Raw genomic sequence first — 17,856 nt, forward strand, 5'->3', positions numbered from 1 at the left:
GGCCGGGACAGGTCCGCAGCACCGCGCTGAACAGTCGGCCGGAGCGACGGCGGGTGGGGCGGGCCCGGGGGGCCCCCCCCCCCCCCCCTCCCCCCCCCCCCCCCCCCCCCGGGCGCGCCCCCGCCGGTGATCCACCGCACACGATCGGACCCTCCCATGCCCCGCTCCGCCCGTACCCCCCGCGCCGCCCGCCTGGCCGGGGCCACCGCCGTCGCGCTGGCCGCCGCGCTCGCGCTGACGGCCTGCGGCTCCTCCGGCTCCGACGCCGCCGGCCCCGCCAAGGTCGTCCAGCAGAAGTCCGACTCGCCCTACGAGGGCACCGTGCTCGGCAAGCACTTCGACAAGCCCGACCTCCAGCTGACCGACACCTCCGGCCAGCCCTACGACCTGCGGCAGAAGACCGGCGGCCGGACCACCCTGCTGTTCTTCGGCTACACCAGCTGCCCGGACGTCTGCCCGACCACCATGGGCGACATCGGCGTGGCGATGAAGAAGCTCTCCCCGGAGGAGCGGCAGAAGGTCGACGTCGTGTTCGTCTCCACCGACCCGCAGCGCGACACCCCGCAGGTGCTGCGCGCCTGGCTGGACTCGATGGGCAGCGACTTCATAGGCCTGACCGGGGACCTGACCAAGGTGAAGGCGGCCGCCAAGGCGCTCGGCATCCTGATCGAGGACCCGGTGACCAACGCCGACGGCACCGTCACCTCCACCCACGGCGCCCAGGTGCTGGCCTTCCTGCCCTCCGACGACAAGGCGCACGTGCTCTACCTGAGCGGCACCGAGGTGAAGACCTTCGAGCACGACCTGCCGCTGCTCGCCAGGGGGGTCGCCGCATGAAGGGCGCCCTCGGCTTCCGCCGGACGGCGCTGGCAGGGGCGGTGCTGGCGACGGCACTGGGCGGCGGCGCCTTCCTGGTGGCCTGCGGGGCCGGTGGCCAGGACGGCGGCGGAGCCTCCGCCGGCGGAGGGGCGGCCCGACTCAGCGTCGCCGACTCCTACATCCCGATGCCGCCGGCCGGTGGCATGGCGGCCGGCTACCTGACGGTGCGCAACGAGGGCGGCGAGGGCGACGAGCTGGTCAAGGTCTCCAGCCCCGGCGCCTCCTCGGTCACCATGCACCGCTCCACCGCCAGCACCATGGAGCAGGTCGAGAAACTCGACGTCCCCGCGCACGGCGCGCTGCAGCTCGCCCGGGGCGGCACCCATCTGATGATCATGGGGTGGCAGAAGGCCCCGGTCCTGGGTGACGAACTCGAACTCGACCTGACCTTCACCCGCACCGGCACCATCTCGGTCAAGGTGCCGGTCAAGGAGCTCACCTACCGGCCCGGCCAGCAGTAAGGGATCGCAGGATGCTGATGGGACGGACGCCGAAGGCACGGCCGGCAACGGCGCGGGCGGCGACAACGCGGGCGGCGACGACAGTACGGACGACGACGACAGGGCTGCTGGGACGGCGGATCACCGGGCTGCTCGGCGTACTCGGCGCGGTCCTCGCGCTGCTGCTCGCCGGCGCCGGACCGGCCGCCGCGCACGCCGCCCTGCAGTCCGCCGACCCGGCGCAGAACGCCGTCCTGCCCACCGCGCCGCAGGCCGTCACCCTGACCTTCAGCGAGGCCGTCTCGCTCTCCTCGGACTCGGTGCGGGTGCTCGACCCGACCGGCCGGGCGGTGGACTCGGGCAGCCCCACGCACGCCGACGGCAAGGACAACACCGCCCGGGTCGGGCTCGGCTCCGGGCTCGCCAACGGCACCTACACCGTCGCCTGGCGGGCCGTCTCGGAGGACTCGCACCCGATCGGCGGGGCCTTCACCTTCTCGATCGGCGCGCCCTCGGCCACCACCGTCTCCACCACCGCCCTGCAGAACGCCGAGGCCGACAGCCTGGTCGCCGCGCTCTACGGCACCGGCCGGACGGTCGCCTACGCGGCGTTCGCGCTGCTCGCCGGCGCGGCCGGCTTCGTGCTGCTCTGCTGGCCGGCCGGGGCCTCCCGGCGCCCGGTGCAGCGACTGCTGATGACCGGTTGGGTGGCCCTGCTGGTGTCCACCGTCGCCGTGCTGATGCTGCGCGGACCGTACGAGCGGGGCTCGGGGATCGGCAAGGCCTTCGACCTGTCGCTGATCAGGGCCACGCTGGACGAGCGGATCGGCACCGCGCTGGCGGCCCGGCTGCTGCTGCTCGCGGCGAGCGGGGTGTTCCTCTCCCTGCTGGTCGGTCAGCTCGGGCTGCCGCAGGGCGGCACCGCGAAGGCCGCCGCGAGCGGCGGGAACGGTGCGGCCGGGTCCGGCAGGCCCGGGTCCGGTACGGCCGGGTCCGGTACGGCCGGGTCCGGTACGGCCGGGTCCGCTACGGCCGGGGCGGACGGCGATCCGGAGGAGGCCGAGCTGCGGGAGCTGGAGCGGCGCGCCGCCGAGCGCCCGCAGCGCGAGGCCCGGCTGGGCCTCGGGGTGGCCGGACTGGTGCTGGCCGTCGCGCTCTCGGCGACCTGGGTCGGCGCGGACCACGCCTCGGTGGGCATCCAGGTCTGGCTGGCGCTGCCGCTCGGCATGCTCCACCTGGTCGCCATGGCGCTCTGGCTGGGCGGCCTGGCCGCGATGCTGGTCGGGCTGCGCGAGGGGATCGGCGCGGAGGTCGCGGACCGCTTCTCGAAGATCGCCTTCGGCGCCGTCCTGGTGCTGGCCGGCACCGGCGTCTACCAGTCCTGGCGCGGCCTCGGCAGCTGGGGAGCGCTGACCGGCACCGACTACGGGCGGCTGCTGCTGGTCAAGACCGGCTGTGTGGTCGCCATGCTCGGCGTCGCCTGGATGTCCCGCAGCTGGCTCGCCCGGCTGCGCGCCACCCCGGAGGAGGCGGCCGAGGTCGTGCCGGAGCCGGTCGCGGTCGCCGCGGCCGCCGACGCTCCCGTTGCCGCCTCCGACACCGCTTCCGACACCGCCTCCGGCCCTGGCGCGGACACCGGGGACCCGGTCCGGCAGGCCCAGCTGGCCCGTCAGCGGGCGGCCCGGGCGAACGCCGACCGGGACCGCGGGCTCACCCCGACCCGGGCCGGGCTGCGCCGCTCGGTGCTGGTCGAGGCGGCGGTCGCGGTGGCCGTCCTGGTGGTCACCACCCTGCTCACCAACTCCCCGCCCGGACGGGTGGCGGGCGAGGTCGCGGCCGCCGCGGCGAACGGCGCCGCCACGACGACCGGCGGCACGAACGGCGGCACGAACGGCGGGACCACCGGTGGGGCACCCGCCCCGCAGACGGTGCCCGGCCGGACCGTGGAGCTCAAGCTCCCGTACGACACCAAGGGCCGGACGCCGAACGCCAAGGGCACCGCGACCGTCACCCTCAACCCGGCCGGTACCGGGTCGAACGAGGTGCACCTGAAGCTGGACGGCGCGGACGGCTCGCCCGTCGAGGTGCCCGAGGTCGAGCTCGCCTTCACCCTGCCGGACCGCGACCTCGGCCCGCTCACCGTGCCGCTCGCCGCCGAGGGCACCGGGCGCTGGACCGGGACCGCGCAGCTGCCGCTCGCCGGGAACTGGGTGGTGTCGGTGGTGATCAGATCCTCCGACATCGACCAGACCACGGAGATCAAGCAGCTGAAGATCGGATAGGGCGGACCATCCCCATGGAGACCAGCACCAGTACCAGCGACAGCACCAGCACCGACGGCGCCACCCCCGACGGTCGTGCCCCCGGCCTGACCCGGCGGACGCTGCTGGGAACCGCCGGGGCCGGCCTGGTGGTCGGCGCCGGCGCCGGGGCCGCGACGGCCCTGGCCGTGGAGCGGCGCGACCCGGGCCCGCCGCGGCCGGCGGCCGGGGCGGGCCCCCGGCTGGGGGTCGCCGCGGTGCGATTCCACGGCGAGCACCAGGCCGGGATCCTCGAACCCCAGCAGGCCCGGGTCCAGCTGGCCGCCTTCGACCTGGCCGGCGGGGTCGGCCGGGACGGCGTGCGGGCGCTGCTCCGGCGCTGGTCGCGCACCGCCGGCCGGATGGCGGTGGGCGAGCCGGCCGACGAGTTCGAGAACCAGATCGCCCTGGACGCCGGTCCCTGCTCGCTCACCGTCACCTTCGGCTTCGGCGCGTCCCTGTTCGACCGGACCGGGCTGGCCGACCACCGCCCGGCCGGACTGGAGCCGCTGCCCGACTTCCCGGCCGACGCGCTGGACCCGGCCCGCGGCGACGGCGACCTGTTCGTGCAGATCGGCGCCGACGACGCCCTGGTCGCCGTGCACGCGCTGCGGGTGCTCCAGCGCCAGGCGGCCGGCACCGCGGCGCTGCGCTGGCAGATGTCCGGCTTCGCCCGGACGCCCGGCGCCACCGCCGGCCCCATGACCGGGCGCAATCTGATGGGCCAGGTCGACGGCACCAACAACCCCCGGCCGGACGAGGACGGCTTCGCGGCCAAGGTGTTCGTCGCCGCCGGGGGCGAGCAGCCGGCCTGGCTGGCGGGCGGCTCGTTCCTGGTGTTCCGGCGGATCCGGATGCTGCTGGACAACTGGGAGGCGCTGCCGGTGGAGCGCCAGGAGCGGGTGATCGGACGGCGCAAGTCGGACGGCGCACCGCTCGGCGCGGCCGCCGACGCGGGCGAGCGCACGCCGGTGGACCTCGCCGCCCAGGCGGCGGACGGGTCGCTGGCCGTGCCCGCGGACGCGCACATCCGGGTCGCGGCGCCGGCCGCCAACGGCGGGGCGGCCATGCTGCGGCGCGGGTTCTCGTACCACGACGGACTGCTGGCCGACGGGTCGCCGGACGCCGGGCTGCTCTTCCTGGCCTTCCAGGCCGACCCGCGCAAGGGGTTCACCCCGGTGCAGCGCAAGCTGGCCCGGGGCGACGGGCTGTCCCGCTTCCTGCGGCACGAGGCGAGCGGGCTGTACGCCGTCCCGCCGGGGGCGTCGCCGGACGGGTACGTCGGGCAGACCCTGTTCGAGTGACCGACCCGTAGGCCCGCCGTCCACCCGTCGTGCGGACTCCGCCCACGGAGCGGGACGCGATCGTGGGCGGCGCCGGGAGTGACTAAGGTGGCTCCTTTCGGCGGTCCGCCGAACTCCCGTCGGTCCCGTTCCCCTTGGAGGCGTCATGTCGGCCACCCGCTACACGTACCTCGGGCCGGCGGGGACCTTTACCGAGGCGGCCCTGCGCACCCTGCCGGAGGCGGCGACCCGGGAGCTGGTGCCGATGTCCTCGGTGCAGCTGGTGCTGGACGCGGTACGTGGCGGCGAGGCCTCGGGCGCGTTCGTGCCGATCGAGAACTCGGTCGAGGGCGCCGTCACGGCCACCAACGACGAACTCGCCTCCGGCGCCCCGCTGATGATCTACCGCGAGGTGCTGCTGCCGATCACCTTCGCGCTGCTGGTGCGGCCGGGCACCGGGCTGGCGGACGTCAAGACCGTCACCAGCCACCCGGTGGCGCAGGCCCAGGTCCGCCGCTGGCTCGCCGCCAACCTCCCGGACGCGCACTGGGAGTCGGCCGCCTCGAACGCCGACGGCGCCCGGCTGGTCGCCGAGGGCCGGTACGACGGGGCGTTCGCGGGCGAGTTCGCGGCCCCGATCTACGGGCTGGACCCGCTGGTCAAGGACATCGTGGACGTGCAGAGCGCGACCACCCGGTTCGTCCTGGTGGGCCGCCCGGGGCGGGTGTCCTCGCCGACCGGGGCGGACAAGACCTCGATGGTGGCCTGGCTGCCGGACGACCACCCGGGCGCGCTGCTGGAGCTGCTCCAGGAGTTCGCGGTGCGCGGGGTCAACCTGATGCGGATCGAGTCCCGGCCGACCGGGGAGGGGCTCGGCAACTACTGCTTCCTCATCGACTGCGAGGGGCACCTCAGCGACCGCCGGGTCGGCGAGGCGCTGATGGGCCTCAAGCGGATCTGCCCGCAGGTGCGCTTCCTCGGTTCCTATCCGCGCGCCGACCGGCAGGTGTCCGGGCACCAGCGGCCCGGCACCTCGGACGCGGATTTCGGCGCCGCCGCGGACTGGCTCTCCCGTTGCCTCGACGGGCGCGGGGACATCTGACGGACGCGAGGGCGGGCGCGAGAGCAGGCGCGAGGACATCTGAGGACATCCGGGGGACATTCCCCGTCCACATGTCCTTTTAGAACCGTTTTCTGCAGCGCCGGGCGGTCGTCCACAGGGCGGCCGCCCCGGCCCCCGGCTTGTCCACAGGGGCATCCACTGTCCACAGGCCCGAGTTATCCACAGGCTTGGGGACGAGTCGACAAACCGGTATAGCCACTGCGCACATCGGTCGGATCATCGGTTTGCGTCGCAGAGATGACTAATCGGACCAGAGTCACCCGGGTGTCGGCAAATCACCCGTCCGAGTGCTTCAATTCCCTCACCCGGGAAGGTCAAATAAGGTTTCAAACTCGAATTCCATGGTTCGTTCCGCAGCCCACCGGTCCCGCCCCACGATCCACAGCCCCGGCCCCGAGCCTGTGGATAACCGGCCCGCGGATCGTTTCCCACAAGAGTTATCCACAGGCTGGGGCGAGTTATCCCCAGGGGAAAACCGGTACCGGTGGACGGGCCTCCGCCCGGTAGGCTGGGCCCCGTGATTGACCTTCGCCTGCTCCGTGAGGACCCTGACCGAGTGCGCGCCTCGCAGCGCGTCCGTGGCGAGGACGTCGACCTGGTCGACGCCCTCCTCTCCGCCGACGAACGCCGCCGGTCCTCGGGCACGCGCTTCGACGAACTCCGCGCCGAGCAGAAGTCGCTCGGCAAGCTCGTCGCCAAGGCCCAGGGCGACGAGAAGGCCGCCCTGCTCCAGCGCACCAAGGAGCTGGCCGCCGAGGTCAAGGCCGCCGACTCCGAGCAGGGCGGGGCCAAGGACGAGGCCGAGCGCCTGCTCCGCTCGCTGGCGAACCTCATCGACCCGGCCGCCCCGGTCGGCGGCGAGGAGGACTTCGTCACGCTGGAGGAGATCGGCACCCCGCGCGACTTCGCCGCCGAGGGCTTCGAGCCCCGCGACCACGTCGAGCTGGGCCAGCTGCTCGGCGCGATCGACACCGAGCGCGGCGCCAAGGTCGCCGGTGCCCGGTCCTACTACCTGACCGGCGTCGGCGCGCTGCTGGAGCTCGCCCTGGTCAACATGGCGATCGCCCAGGCCACCGCCGCCGGCTTCGTGCCGATGATCACCCCGGCCCTGGTCCGCGCCGCCGCCATGGACGGCACCGGCTTCCTCGGCCAGGCCGCGGAGAACGTGTACTACCTGGAGGACGACGAGCGCTACCTCGTCGGCACCAGCGAGGTCCCGCTCGCGGCGTACCACATGGACGAGATCCTCGACGCCGACAAGCTGCCGCTGCGCTACGCCGGCTACTCGTCCTGCTTCCGCCGCGAGGCCGGCACCTACGGCAAGGACACCCGCGGCATCATCCGCGTCCACCAGTTCGAGAAGGTGGAGATGTTCGTCTTCACCACCCCCGAGGACGCCGAGAACGAGCACCGCCGCCTGCTCCAGTGGGAGAAGGACTTCCTCAACGCGCTCGAACTGCCCTACCGGGTCATCGACGTCGCCTCCGGCGACCTCGGCGCCTCGGCCGCGCGCAAGTTCGACATCGAGGCCTGGGTCCCCACCCAGGGCAAGTACCGCGAGGTCACCTCGACCTCGAACACCACCGAGTACCAGGCCCGCCGCCTCTCCATCCGGATGCGCGAGGACGGCAAGGTCCGCCCGCTGGCCACGCTGAACGGCACCCTGGTCGCCGTTCCGCGCACCATCGTGGCGATCCTGGAGAACCACCAGCAGCCCGACGGCTCGGTCGTCGTCCCCGAGGCGCTCCGCCCCTACCTCGGCGGCCGCACCGTGCTGGAGCCGGTCAAGTAGCACCGGCCCCGCCGGTCCGCAGTGAAGAAGCAACTCCCGGGAGACGCACGGCCCATGAGCACCACCAGCCCCAGCCCCGTCTCCCCCTCGGACGGTGGCGGCCTGCCCTTCAAGCTGGTCGCCACCGACCTCGACGGCACGCTGCTGAGCAGCTCCGAGACCGTCTCCGCACGCACCCGCGCCGCGCTGGCCACCGCCACCGCGGCCGGGGCGCTGCACATCATCGTCACCGGCCGCTCGGCCACCTGGGCCCGCCCGGTCTTCGACGAGATCGGCTACCGGGGCATAGCGGTCTGCGGCCAGGGCGCCCAGGTCTACGACGCCGGCGCGCACAAGCTGCTCACCTCGCTCACCCTGGACCGCCGGGTGGCCGCGCTCGCGATCGAGAAGATCGAGGCCGAGGTCGGCCCGCTGGCGATCGCCGCCAACCAGGACGGCCTGGAGGGCGACGTCCTGGCCGGCCCCGGCTACCGGCTGCAGATCGGCTCCGAGCTGCCGGTGGTCGAGGTCCCGGCGTCCGAGCTGCTCACCTCCCCGATCAGCAAGCTCTACATACAGCACCGCGAACTCAGCGACGACGCCCTCGCCGAGGCCGCCCGCAACGCGGCCGGCGACCTGGTCGGCGTGGTGATGGCCGGCGCCGGTGTGGTCGAACTGCTGCCGCTCGGCCTCTCCAAGGCCACCGGGCTGGCCGTCGCCGCCCGTCGGCTCGGGGTGACGGCGGCCGACACCATCGCCTTCGGCGACATGCCCAACGACGTACCGATGTTCGGCTGGGCCCGGCACGGCGTCGCGATGGCCAACGCGCACCGGGAGCTGCTCGCGGTGGCCGACGAGGTCACCCTGAGCAATGACGAGGACGGCGTCGCCGCCGTGCTGGAGCGCCTCTACCCCGCGCTCTGAACCCAGGCGCTCCGCCCGACCAGCCACGCCCGACCCGGCCCCGCCCGACCCGAACTCCCCGCGACCCCGGTGCCCGCACCGGGGTCGCGGCGCGTCCGCCGCACGCCGGGGTGAACCCGCCCGCGCCGCCCGCCGGTTCAGCCGTTGGAGTGACCGTACGGCGGCCCGGCGCGGCGAATGCCCGGGTCGGCGGGGGTGCGGCCCGGTTCGGCGGCCGGGCGGCGGCGGAAGAGTTTGTATGCTCCCAGGGTTGCCCGCTTCGGTCACTGAGAGGTGCGCGCCATGTCAGTCCAGTGGGACGGGAGCCCGCCGGATCCGGCGGGGCGGGGGCGCGCCGACGGCGGTGTCCGGACCGACGACCCGGTCCGGACCGAGTGGCCCGAGGACGGCCCCGGCCGGCTCCCGGCGCCGCGCCCCGGCGGCCGGGCCGAGGCCCGCAGAGCCGCCCGGGGGAGCGCCGTCCCGGTCCGCCCGGGCCGGGGCGGGACCGGCGAGGGCGGTCGGACGACCACCCGGGCCGGCCGCCGGGACGCCCCCAGGGAGCCCCGCGCCGACGGCCGGGGCGGGAGCGGGCGGCGGAGCGCCGCCCGGAGCCCCGAACGGGGCGGCAGGAGCGGCGCCCGGCGGCTGATCGCCTGGTCCGTGGCCGGGGTGCTGGTGGTGCTGGCCGGCGCCGGCGGCGCGGTGTACTACAAGCTGAACGGCAATCTCCGGTCCTTCGACGCGGATGCCATCGCCCCCGACCGACCGCCCGAATCGGCGGCCGACGCGCACGGCCACCGGCCCGTCAACCTGCTGCTGATCGGCTCCGATTCACGCTCCGGGAAGAACAGCGACCTGGGCGGCGGCGACGAGGCCGGCGCCCGCTCGGACACCACGATCCTGCTGCACGTGTACGCGGACCACCGGCACGCGGTCGGCATCTCGATCCCGCGCGACGCCCTGGTGACCGTGCCCCGGTGCAAGCTGCCGAACGGCAAGTGGACCCGGGAGCAGCCTGCTCAGATGTTCAACTCGGCTTTCTCGGTGGGAAATTCCGAGACCGGGAACCCGGCCTGCACGCTGAACACGGTGGAGCGGCTCACCGGCATCCGGGTGGACCACACCATCGAGGTCAACTTCGAGGGCTTCGCCGCGATGACCGGCGCCGTCGGCGGGGTCGACGTCTGCCTGCCGAACGACATCCACGAGGGGAACATCAACCCCAATCTCGGCCGGAAGGGCAAGGTGGTGCTCGCCAAGGGCCGCCAGCGGGTCTCCGGCCAGCAGGCACTGGACTACGTGCGACTGCGGCACGGCATCGGCGACGACTCGGACGTCGGCCGGATGAAGCGTCAGCAGGCCTTCCTCTCCTCCCTGCTGGCGAAGATCAAGAGCAAGGGCCTGAGCCCCGGCACCCTGCTGCCGCTGGCCGACGCCGCGACCCGTTCGATGACCGTCGACCCCGGCCTCGACTCGGCCGCCAAGCTGGTGGACTTCGCGCTGACGCTGAAGGGCATCGACCTGCACGAGGTCAAGTTCCTGACCACGCCCTGGCGTTACTCCGGTGCCCGGATCGATCTGGTGCACCCGGCGGTCGACACCCTGTGGCGGACCCTCCAGGCGGACCGGACCATCGACGGCCAGGACGCCACCGGCCAGCAGGAGGCGGCGGGCGCGCCGACGGCCGAGCCGACGCCCACGCCCACGCCGAGCGCCGAGCCCTCCCCGGCGGTCGGCGCCGACGGCGCGCCGATCCGGGTCACCGTCTACAACGCCACCAATGCCGCCGGCCTGGCCGCCAGGGCCGCCGAGACCCTGCGGGCGGCCCGGGTCACCGTCGCCGGGACGTCCAGCCGCGGCACCGCGCGGGCGACCACCACGGTCGAGTACGGCACCGGGCAGCGGGCCGCCGCGGAGAAGGTCGCCGCGCTGTTCCCGGGCGCCGCGGTGGCTCCGGGGCAGACGGCGGGGATCAGTCTGCGGCTCGGCCGGGACTACGCGGCGGGCGGCGGCGCGAGCGGCTCCCCCTCCCCGACCGCCACCGGCCCGGCCGCGCTGCCCACCGAGGTGGTCAGCGAGGCCAGGTCGGGTGACGACGACATCTGCAGCAACGTCTCCTACGGCTGATCCCGGTCCCGGAGCGCGGCGGCCGCCCGGCCTCAGAGCGCGGCGCGGATCCAGCCGTCCACCAGCGCCGTGAGGTCCTCGTCCGCCTGGCCGTGGCCGACCACATGGGTGCGGATCACGTCCCCGCCGCCGCCGAACAGGCCGCCCCGGCGGTCCGCCTCCAGCACCACCTCGACCTTGTCCGGGGTGGTCACGAAGCTGACCTCCAGCGAGTTGCAGGAGTGCGCGTACTGCGGCGCCGCCGAGTACTCGATCTCCTGGTAGAACGGCAGGGTCTGCCCGGTGCCGCGGATGTGCCCGGCCTCCAGGTCGGCCGAGCGGAACCGGAAGCCCAGCTGGAGCAGGGTCTCCAGGATCCGGTGCTGCACCGGCAGCGGCTCGACCTCCAGCGGGTCCGAGTCGCCCTTGTCGAGCGCGCCCGCGATGTCGACCTCGGTGCGCACACCGAGCTGCATGCCGTGCAGGCGCTGCCCGGCGACGGTGGTGACCGGGGTCTCCCACGGCACCTGGACGGAGAACGGGATCGAGCGGTTCTCGCCCGGCGCCAGCTTCAGCGGCGCGGTGACCGAGAACCGCGCGAACGGGTACAGGCCGGTGCTCTCGCCCTCCTCGTGCTCGACCTCCACCCGGGCGACCAGGGTCAGCGTGATCCCCCGGATGTCCGCCTCCACCGTCCCCCCGGTCAGCTCGACCGTGCCGGCCATCGTCCCGCCGGGCCGCACGACCGGCGTGCTCAGGACGGTGTCGACGCCGGGACCGCCGACGCCCAGGGCACCGAGCAGCTTCTTGAACACCATGCGGACGTTCTCCTCGCATCAGGGGGGTGGAATCAGGGGTGGTGGACCGGGCCCGTCCGTCCGGATCCTTCCGGGGCGGTCGGGAGCGCCGGTCGTCCGGAGGAACGCCAGGCCGCCGCGGACGGTTCCCGGGCCGTTCAACCCCCAGTTGTAGGATGACCGGGCAAGCAGTTGTAGGATGACCGACGACCGAGCCTCGACACACCGAGCCCGACCGACCGGGAGGAGCCCGCCATGAGCAGCGCGCACAGCGGCAACGACACGCTGCAGACCGCCGGGCGGCGCTCCCTGGTGGACACCGCGATCGACCAGCTGCGGGAGCAGCTGAGCAGCGGCGTCTGGCCGGTCGGCTCGCGGATCCCGACCGAGCACGAGCTCGCCGAACGCCTCGGGATCGGACGGAACACCGTCCGCGAGGCGATCCGGGTGCTGGTGCACGCGGGGATGCTGGTCTCCCGGCAGGGCGAGGGCACCTTCGTCCGCTCCACCAGCGACCCGGCCGCCGTACTGCGCGGGGTGCAGCGCTCCGGTGTGCGGGACGTCCTGGAGGTCCGGGCCGCCCTGGAGGCCGAGGCCGCCCGGCTGGCGGCGCTGCGGCACACCCCCGAGGACATCGTCCGGATGCGGGCCGCGCTGGCCCGCGAGGCCGAGGTGATCGCCTCGCACCCCGAGCGGGCCGGTCGCGAGGCCACCGTCGAGCACGACCTGGAGTTCCACACGGCCGTCGTGGAGGCCGCGCACAACCCGGCGCTGACCGAGGTGTACCGCTACTTCGGCGCCTCGGTGCGCGAGTCGATGCGGACGGCGTTCGGCGACCACGACATGCCCGAGGTGGTCGTGGCGACCCACGCGGCCCTGGTCGACGCGATCGAGAGCGGCGACCCGGACCGGGCCGAACGGGCCTGTCGCGCGCTGCTCGCCGAACCCACCGCGGCCGTCGAGCAGCTCCTCGCCGCCATCGCCGCCCGGAAGTGAGCGGGCCGAGGCCCCCCTTCCGTTCCGTCCGCCTGCCCGGACGCACTCCGAATCCCACGAAAGAGCACCACCCATGGCCGTCACCCGTGCCCAGCAGCCGGTTGTCACCACCTCCGTCCCGTTCCCCGTCCGCTCCCGGCTCGCGCACCCCGCGCTGCTGCTGACCGGCATCCTGCTGGTCGCCCTGAACATGCGCGCCTGCCTGGCGGCGGTGTCGCCGATGGTGGGCGAGATCCAGCGCTCCTTCGGTCTCTCCGCCACCGCGAGCGGACTGATCACCACCGTGCCGGTGCTCTTCCAGGGCGTCGGCGCGCCGCTCACCCCCCGGCTGACCCGGCGCTTCGGCACCGAGCGGGTGGTGCTGGGCGCGGTGCTGGTGCTCGGTGCCGGGGTGCTGCTGCGGGTGCTGCCCTCGGTGGCGGCGCTGTACGCCGGGTGCGTGGTGATCGGGGTCGCGATCGCCGTGCTGAACGTCTCGATGCCCGGCCTGGTCAAGCGCGAGTTCCCGGACCGGGCCGCCGCGATGACCGGCGTCTACTCGACCACCATGCTGGTCGGCGCGACCATGGCGGCCGGTCTGTCGGTGCCGCTGGAGCACGCGCTCGGCGGCGGCTGGGAGGCCTCGCTCGGTGCCTGGTCGCTGCTCGCGCTGGTCGCGGCGGTGGCCTGGCTGCCGCAGGTGCTGCGGGCCAGGGCGGCCCGGGACGGCGCGGGTGTCGTCAGTGTCACCAAGCCGCCGGTCACCCCGGTCCGGCCGGTCCAGGGGATCTGGCGCTCGCCGCTGGCCTGGCAGATCAGCCTGTTCATGGGCATCTCGTCGCTGCTGGTCTACACCCTGGTCGCGTGGATGCCGACCATCCTGGCCGACCACGGGATGGACCGCGGCGAGGCCGGCCTGGTCTTCGCCTTCTCCAACCTGGTCCAGGTGGCCGGCGCCTTCCTGGTGCCGCTGTTCGCCGGGCGGATGACCAACCAGCGGGCGCTCGCCGTCTCGATGGCCCTGCTCAACGCGGTCGGCATCGCCGTCCTGCTGATCGCGCCGGTGCCCGGCGCCTGGGTGGCGGCCGTCATCCTCGGCGTCGCCCAGGGCGGTTCGCTCGGCCTCGGCCTGGCCTTCATCGTGCTGCGGACCGACAGCGCCGCCGGCGCCGCCCAGCTGGGCGGGATGTCGCAGGCGGTCGGCTATCTGGTCGCGGCGGCCGGACCGGTCGGGGCCGGGGCGCTGCGCCAGGCGACCGGCGGTTGGACCACTCCGCTGGCGCTGATGCTGGTCCTGGTCAGCGTGGTCGCCGTCGCCGGCTGGGGCGCCGGGCGGGACCGCACGCTCTGACGCACGCGGACCGCACGCGGACCGCACGCGGACACACGCGGACACACGCGGACCGCACGGCTCGGTGAGCCGTGCGGTCCGTACGTTCCGTGCCGCGTCCTACTCCTCCGAGGCCAGGGTGAGCCCGGCCAGCTTCACCGAGGCGAGCACGGTCGCCGCCACCGCGACCACCAGCAGCAGCGCGACGGCCGCGCCGAGCGAGACCACCGAGGTGATCGAGCCCTCGGCGGCCACCGACTCGGCCACCGCCATCCCCCACTGCTGGATGCTCAGCTTGCGGGCGCCCTCGACGAAGTTGCCGATCACCGCCTCCCACAGCAGCGCGTACGCCAGTCCGGCCACCACCGCGTGCCGGGTCACCACGCCGAGCAGCAGGAACAGCGCGCTGTACGCGGCGCCGGCGACCAGCGCGGCGACCGTGTAGGCGAGTGCCAGCCCCTCCTTGGTGCCGTACATCAGCAGCCCGGACAGCAGCATCGGCACCGCCGAGAAGGCCCAGGTGATGCCGATCGCCACCGTCAGCTTGGTGGTGATGATCTTCCAGCGCGGCAGGGGCTTGGCCAGCAGGTAGACGATCGAGCCGTCGTCGATCTCGGTGGCGATGGCACCGGTGCCGACGACCAGTCCGAGGATCGGCAGCAGGGTCCCCAGACCGAGCTTGCCGAGGACGTCGACGACCAGGTCGTGGTGGTTCCCGCTGGACGCGGCGGCGAACGCCGAGACGAGCAGCAGCAGGACGGGGACCACCAGCAGCAGCAAGCCGCGGCGGCGGCCGAGCAGGCCGCGCAGCGTCAGCCTGGCGACGGTCGGGTTCATGGTGGGTCGGCCTTCCTGGGGTTCCTGGTCCTGGTGAGGGGTGCCGGTCGGCGGGCGGCGGTATCGGTGGCCCGGGGGGCCGGGGGCCGGGACTACGCGGAGACGAGGTAGGAGAACACGCTCTCCAGCGACTCGTCCGCCGGGGCCACGGTGTACAGCCGGATACCGGCCCGCTGGGCGACCTGCGGCAGCAGGGTGGTGAAGCCCTGGAAGTTCACCGCCTGGATCCGCAGCGCCTTCTCCTGCCAGTCCAGCTCGATACCGGCCGTCGACGGGTCGGCGATCAGCGCCGCCGCGAGCTGCCGGTCGTCGCTGGAGCGGACCAGGTAGCGGTGCGGGCGGTCGGTCATCAGCCGGCGGATCTTGCGGAAGTCCCCGGAGGCCGCGTGCCGGCCGGCCACCACCACCTCGATGTGCCGGGCCAGCTGCTCGACCTCCTCCAGGATGTGCGAGGAGAACAGCACCGTCCGGCCGTCCGAGCCGAACCGCCGCAGCAGGTCCATCAGCTGGAGCCGCTGGCGCGGGTCCATGCCGTTGAACGGCTCGTCGAGCAGCAGCACCGCCGGGTCGTGGACCAGCGCCGAGGCCATCTTGACCCGCTGCTTCATGCCCTTGGAGTAGGTGCCGGTGCGCCGTTCCTGGGCGTACTCCATCTCGACCAGGGCGAGCGCCTTGCGGGCGGCGGCGCCCGGGTGGGGCAGTCCGTGCAGCTCGGCGTTGGCGAGGACGAACTCCCAGCCGGTCAGGTAGTCGTACATCGACTCCCGCTCGGGGACCAGGCCGATCTGCCGGTACACCTCCTGGTTGCGCCAGATCGGCGCGCCGTCCAGGGTGACCGTGCCGGTGGACGGCGCCAGGAAGCCGCTCATCATGTGGATGAGGGTCGACTTGCCGGCACCGTTCGGACCGAGCAGACCCGTGATGCCGGGGCCGATCGTCATGCTGACGTCGTTGACGGCGACCACGTTCCCGAACCAGCGGGAGACCTTGTCGATGGTGATGGTGGCCATGACGCCCTCTCAAACGTTCCGATAGCGGCGCAGCAGCAGCCGGTACGAGCCGGCCACCATCGCGACGGCGACCAGGGTGAACACCAGCAGGCCGAGCCCGCCCGGCGCGTGCATCCGCTGCGAGCCGGAGCCGAGGTCGAACAGCTCGTTGGTCAGGCTCTCCACCAGCCCGCCCGGCGACAGCAGCACGGCCCACTGCGGGTAGGTCGGCAGCGGCTCGTCGAAGCCGACCGTGGTGCTCGCCAGCCCGATCACGACCCCGACCACCGCGGTGCTCACCGCCAGGTAGCCCATGATCGCGGCCACCCCGAAGCCCCGCCGCGGCGTGGTGGCGGCGATCACCACCGCGACCGAGGTCGGCACCAGGGCGTACAGCACGGCGGCCGTCAGGCCGTAGAAGAAGTGCGCGGTCTGGTCCCCGAACTTCAGCCCGACCAGCAGCGAGCCGATGTAGAGCACCAGCAGCGGCGCGAGCATCAGCAGCAGCTGGGCGCAGGCCATCGCCCCGAACTTGGCCCGGACGTAGTCGGTGCGGGTGATCGGCCGGGAGAAGTACAGCGGCACGGTGTGGTGGCGCAGGTCCCGGGAGAACAGCACCGGTGCCTGCGAGGCCAGGAAGATCGAGATGACCAGCCCGATCGAGCTCAGGTACTGGGCGTAGTCCACCGGCAGCTTGTCGACCCCGGTGGCCACGGCGACCGCGACGATGATCAGGGCGGGCACGGTGGCCACGCCCAGCACCAGCATCGGCAGCACCTTGGACTTGCCGGAACGCCCGAGGCCGTACGCGGCGCGCAGGCTCTGGGTGAACAGCGAGCGGGTGGCGTAGCCCCGGCCGAGCCGGGGCCCGGTGTAGCCGCGGTAGCCGATGTCGTGGATGACGCCGGTGTCGGCCGGGCGGAACTCAGGAGGAAGCGACATCTGCGGTACTCCCCTCGTTCTCCGTCGTCCGGGTGCTGTCGGTGCTGTCACTGCTCTCGGTGCCGTCACTGCTGTCGGTGCCGTCCGCGCTCGCGGTGAACAGTTCCGCGACCCGGTGCCGCCGCTCCTCCAGCCGGACCAGGCCGAGCCCGAGCCCCGCGACCGCGTCCCGGATGGCGTCGTAGGTCTCGTCGCCCGTCAGCCGGACCAGCAGGATCCGCGTCCCCTCCGTCTCCACCGACAGGCCCGCCGCCACCAGCCGCGCGCGCACCGCGGCGCTCGCGTCCAGGCCGTGGTCCTCCGGATGGTCCGTCACCTCGACCGCCAGGGTGGCCGTCGTACCGGTGAAGGAGGCGGTCGAGGAGGAGCGCAGCAGCTTTCCGCCGTCGATGACGACCAGGTGGTCGCAGGTGCGCTCCAGCTCGCCCAGCAGGTGGGTGGTGACCAGCACCGAGATGCCGAAATCGCTGTACACGCGGCGGATCAGCGCCAGCATGTCGTCCCGGCCGACCGGGTCCAGACCGTTGGTGGGCTCGTCGAGCAGCACCAGCTTCGGGTCGTGCACCAGCGCCTGCGCCAGCTTCACCCGCTGCTTCATACCGGTCGAGTAGCCGCCCATCGGGCGGTACCGCTCCTCGTACAGGCCGACGTGCCGCAGCGTGTCGGCCGTCCGCTCCCGGGCGGCGGCGGCCGGCAGCCCGGCCATCCGCGCCATGTGGACCACGAACTCGGTGGCCGAGACGTCCGGCGGCAGGCAGTCGTGCTCCGGCATGTAGCCGACCTGCTCGCGGATCGCCGACCCCTGGGTGGCGATGTCCAGCCCGAGCACCCGCCCGGTCCCGGAGGTCGCCGGGGAGAGCCCGAGCAGGATCTTGATGAGTGTGGACTTGCCGGCGCCATTCGCTCCCACCAGGCCGACCACCCCGGGCTCGACCTCAACGGTCAGCTGATCGAGGGCAGTCACCCGGGGGAACCTCTTGGTGAGGCCGTCCGTCTTGATGACAGTGGACACAGGCTCAACGTAGTGCGCGTGTGCCCTTGTGAACATGGGCTGCGATGACGAGCCCGCCTGCACCTGCGGTATGACGCCGCCCCGCCCGTCCCCTAAGGGATCACCGCGCTCGGGCCGACCGACCGGCGCGGCCGAGCTGCGCTGTTGGTGTCGTCTGCGATCCGTC

At 73.7% G+C, this 17,856-nt stretch carries 15 protein-coding genes; 10 read left to right on the plus strand and 5 right to left on the minus strand.

The features are described from left to right. Positions 1 to 156 precede the first annotated feature (156 nt). The 8 genes from ADK60_RS00750 (at position 157) to ADK60_RS00785 (ending at position 10,829) form a co-directional block, all read left to right on the plus strand. On the plus strand, positions 157 to 837 hold the full coding sequence (locus ADK60_RS00750; RefSeq protein WP_045942064.1) for an SCO family protein: 681 nt from the start codon (positions 157 to 159) through the stop codon (positions 835 to 837). Continuing rightward, a complete protein-coding gene (locus tag ADK60_RS00755) occupies positions 834 to 1,340 on the plus strand; it encodes a copper chaperone PCu(A)C (protein WP_045942065.1) in 507 nt (168 codons plus the stop codon). Before ADK60_RS00750 ends, ADK60_RS00755 begins: the two co-directional genes overlap by 4 nt. A gap of 17 nt (positions 1,341 to 1,357) precedes the next feature. Beyond that, positions 1,358 to 3,601, plus strand: a complete 2,244-nt coding sequence (locus ADK60_RS00760) for a FixH family protein (protein ID WP_079007950.1) — start codon at positions 1,358 to 1,360, stop codon at positions 3,599 to 3,601. A 14-nt stretch (positions 3,602 to 3,615) separates the two neighbouring features. Beyond that, the gene (gene efeB, locus ADK60_RS00765) at positions 3,616 to 4,923 is read left to right on the plus strand and encodes an iron uptake transporter deferrochelatase/peroxidase subunit (protein ID WP_079007940.1); all 1,308 of its coding nucleotides are present in this window, start codon (positions 3,616 to 3,618) and stop codon (positions 4,921 to 4,923) included. Positions 4,924 to 5,068: 145 nt separating this feature from the next. Then, entirely contained in the window at positions 5,069 to 6,004 is a 936-nt protein-coding gene (pheA, locus tag ADK60_RS00770; RefSeq protein ID WP_045942066.1) for a prephenate dehydratase, read from the plus strand. Positions 6,005 to 6,542: 538 nt separating this feature from the next. Beyond that, complete coding sequence (serS, locus tag ADK60_RS00775) at positions 6,543 to 7,817, plus strand: serine--tRNA ligase (protein ID WP_053642341.1); 1,275 nt, start codon at positions 6,543 to 6,545, stop codon at positions 7,815 to 7,817. A gap of 54 nt (positions 7,818 to 7,871) precedes the next feature. Next, positions 7,872 to 8,720, plus strand: a complete 849-nt coding sequence (locus ADK60_RS00780; RefSeq protein WP_045942068.1) for an HAD family hydrolase — start codon at positions 7,872 to 7,874, stop codon at positions 8,718 to 8,720. 282 nt (positions 8,721 to 9,002) lie between these two features. Continuing rightward, positions 9,003 to 10,829, plus strand: coding sequence for an LCP family protein (locus ADK60_RS00785; RefSeq protein WP_079007941.1), 1,827 nt, complete (start codon positions 9,003 to 9,005; stop codon positions 10,827 to 10,829). 32 nt (positions 10,830 to 10,861) lie between these two features. On the opposite strand, the gene ADK60_RS00790 is transcribed toward ADK60_RS00785, so the two are convergent. Beyond that, positions 10,862 to 11,626 carry a sporulation protein gene (locus ADK60_RS00790; protein WP_045942072.1) on the minus strand — a complete coding sequence of 255 codons (765 nt, stop codon included), beginning with the start codon at positions 11,624 to 11,626 and terminating at the stop codon, positions 10,862 to 10,864. A 234-nt stretch (positions 11,627 to 11,860) separates the two neighbouring features. On the opposite strand from ADK60_RS00790, the gene ADK60_RS00795 reads away from it, so the two are divergent. Further along, positions 11,861 to 12,601 carry a FadR/GntR family transcriptional regulator gene (locus ADK60_RS00795; protein ID WP_053642342.1) on the plus strand — a complete coding sequence of 247 codons (741 nt, stop codon included), beginning with the start codon at positions 11,861 to 11,863 and terminating at the stop codon, positions 12,599 to 12,601. Positions 12,602 to 12,674: 73 nt separating this feature from the next. After that, positions 12,675 to 13,931: a CynX/NimT family MFS transporter gene (locus ADK60_RS00800; protein ID WP_053642344.1), complete on the plus strand. Its 1,257-nt coding sequence runs from the start codon at positions 12,675 to 12,677 to the stop codon at positions 13,929 to 13,931. A 99-nt stretch (positions 13,932 to 14,030) separates the two neighbouring features. Here ADK60_RS00800 and ADK60_RS00805 read toward each other — a convergent pair whose 3' ends face one another. The 4 genes from ADK60_RS00805 to ADK60_RS00820 form a co-directional block, all read right to left on the minus strand. Beyond that, on the minus strand, positions 14,031 to 14,747 hold the full coding sequence (locus ADK60_RS00805) for an ABC transporter permease (protein ID WP_053642346.1): 717 nt from the start codon (positions 14,745 to 14,747) through the stop codon (positions 14,031 to 14,033). Positions 14,748 to 14,839: 92 nt separating this feature from the next. After that, entirely contained in the window at positions 14,840 to 15,757 is a 918-nt protein-coding gene (locus ADK60_RS00810) for an ABC transporter ATP-binding protein (protein ID WP_053642348.1), read from the minus strand. Between the two features lie 9 nt (positions 15,758 to 15,766). Next, positions 15,767 to 16,678: an ABC transporter permease subunit gene (locus tag ADK60_RS00815; RefSeq protein WP_053642350.1), complete on the minus strand. Its 912-nt coding sequence runs from the start codon at positions 16,676 to 16,678 to the stop codon at positions 15,767 to 15,769. Next, positions 16,662 to 17,726, minus strand: a complete 1,065-nt coding sequence (locus tag ADK60_RS00820) for an ABC transporter ATP-binding protein (protein WP_053642352.1) — start codon at positions 17,724 to 17,726, stop codon at positions 16,662 to 16,664. The genes ADK60_RS00815 and ADK60_RS00820 overlap by 17 nt, the downstream gene beginning before the upstream one ends. Positions 17,727 to 17,856 lie beyond the last annotated feature (130 nt).

It is taken from the genome of Streptomyces sp. XY431 (genome assembly GCF_001279805.1).
GTDB lineage: Bacteria > Actinomycetota > Actinomycetes > Streptomycetales > Streptomycetaceae > Kitasatospora > Kitasatospora purpeofusca.

Bases quoted from the DNA above. Each gene is read 5' to 3' on its own strand.
- ADK60_RS00750 (WP_045942064.1), top strand. From the start codon at position 157: ATGCCCCGCTCCGCCCGTACCCCCCGCGCCGCCCGCCTGGCCGGGGCC.
- ADK60_RS00755 (WP_045942065.1), top strand. From the start codon at position 834: ATGAAGGGCGCCCTCGGCTTCCGCCGGACGGCGCTGGCAGGGGCGGTG.
- ADK60_RS00760 (WP_079007950.1), top strand. From the start codon at position 1,358: ATGGGACGGACGCCGAAGGCACGGCCGGCAACGGCGCGGGCGGCGACA.
- efeB (WP_079007940.1), top strand. From the start codon at position 3,616: ATGGAGACCAGCACCAGTACCAGCGACAGCACCAGCACCGACGGCGCC.
- pheA (WP_045942066.1), top strand. From the start codon at position 5,069: ATGTCGGCCACCCGCTACACGTACCTCGGGCCGGCGGGGACCTTTACC.
- ADK60_RS00780 (WP_045942068.1), top strand. From the start codon at position 7,872: ATGAGCACCACCAGCCCCAGCCCCGTCTCCCCCTCGGACGGTGGCGGC.
- ADK60_RS00785 (WP_079007941.1), top strand. From the start codon at position 9,003: ATGTCAGTCCAGTGGGACGGGAGCCCGCCGGATCCGGCGGGGCGGGGG.
- ADK60_RS00790 (WP_045942072.1), bottom strand. From the start codon at position 11,626: ATGGTGTTCAAGAAGCTGCTCGGTGCCCTGGGCGTCGGCGGTCCCGGC.
- ADK60_RS00795 (WP_053642342.1), top strand. From the start codon at position 11,861: ATGAGCAGCGCGCACAGCGGCAACGACACGCTGCAGACCGCCGGGCGG.
- ADK60_RS00800 (WP_053642344.1), top strand. From the start codon at position 12,675: ATGGCCGTCACCCGTGCCCAGCAGCCGGTTGTCACCACCTCCGTCCCG.
- ADK60_RS00805 (WP_053642346.1), bottom strand. From the start codon at position 14,747: ATGAACCCGACCGTCGCCAGGCTGACGCTGCGCGGCCTGCTCGGCCGC.
- ADK60_RS00810 (WP_053642348.1), bottom strand. From the start codon at position 15,757: ATGGCCACCATCACCATCGACAAGGTCTCCCGCTGGTTCGGGAACGTG.
- ADK60_RS00815 (WP_053642350.1), bottom strand. From the start codon at position 16,678: ATGTCGCTTCCTCCTGAGTTCCGCCCGGCCGACACCGGCGTCATCCAC.
- ADK60_RS00820 (WP_053642352.1), bottom strand. From the start codon at position 17,726: ATGTTCACAAGGGCACACGCGCACTACGTTGAGCCTGTGTCCACTGTC.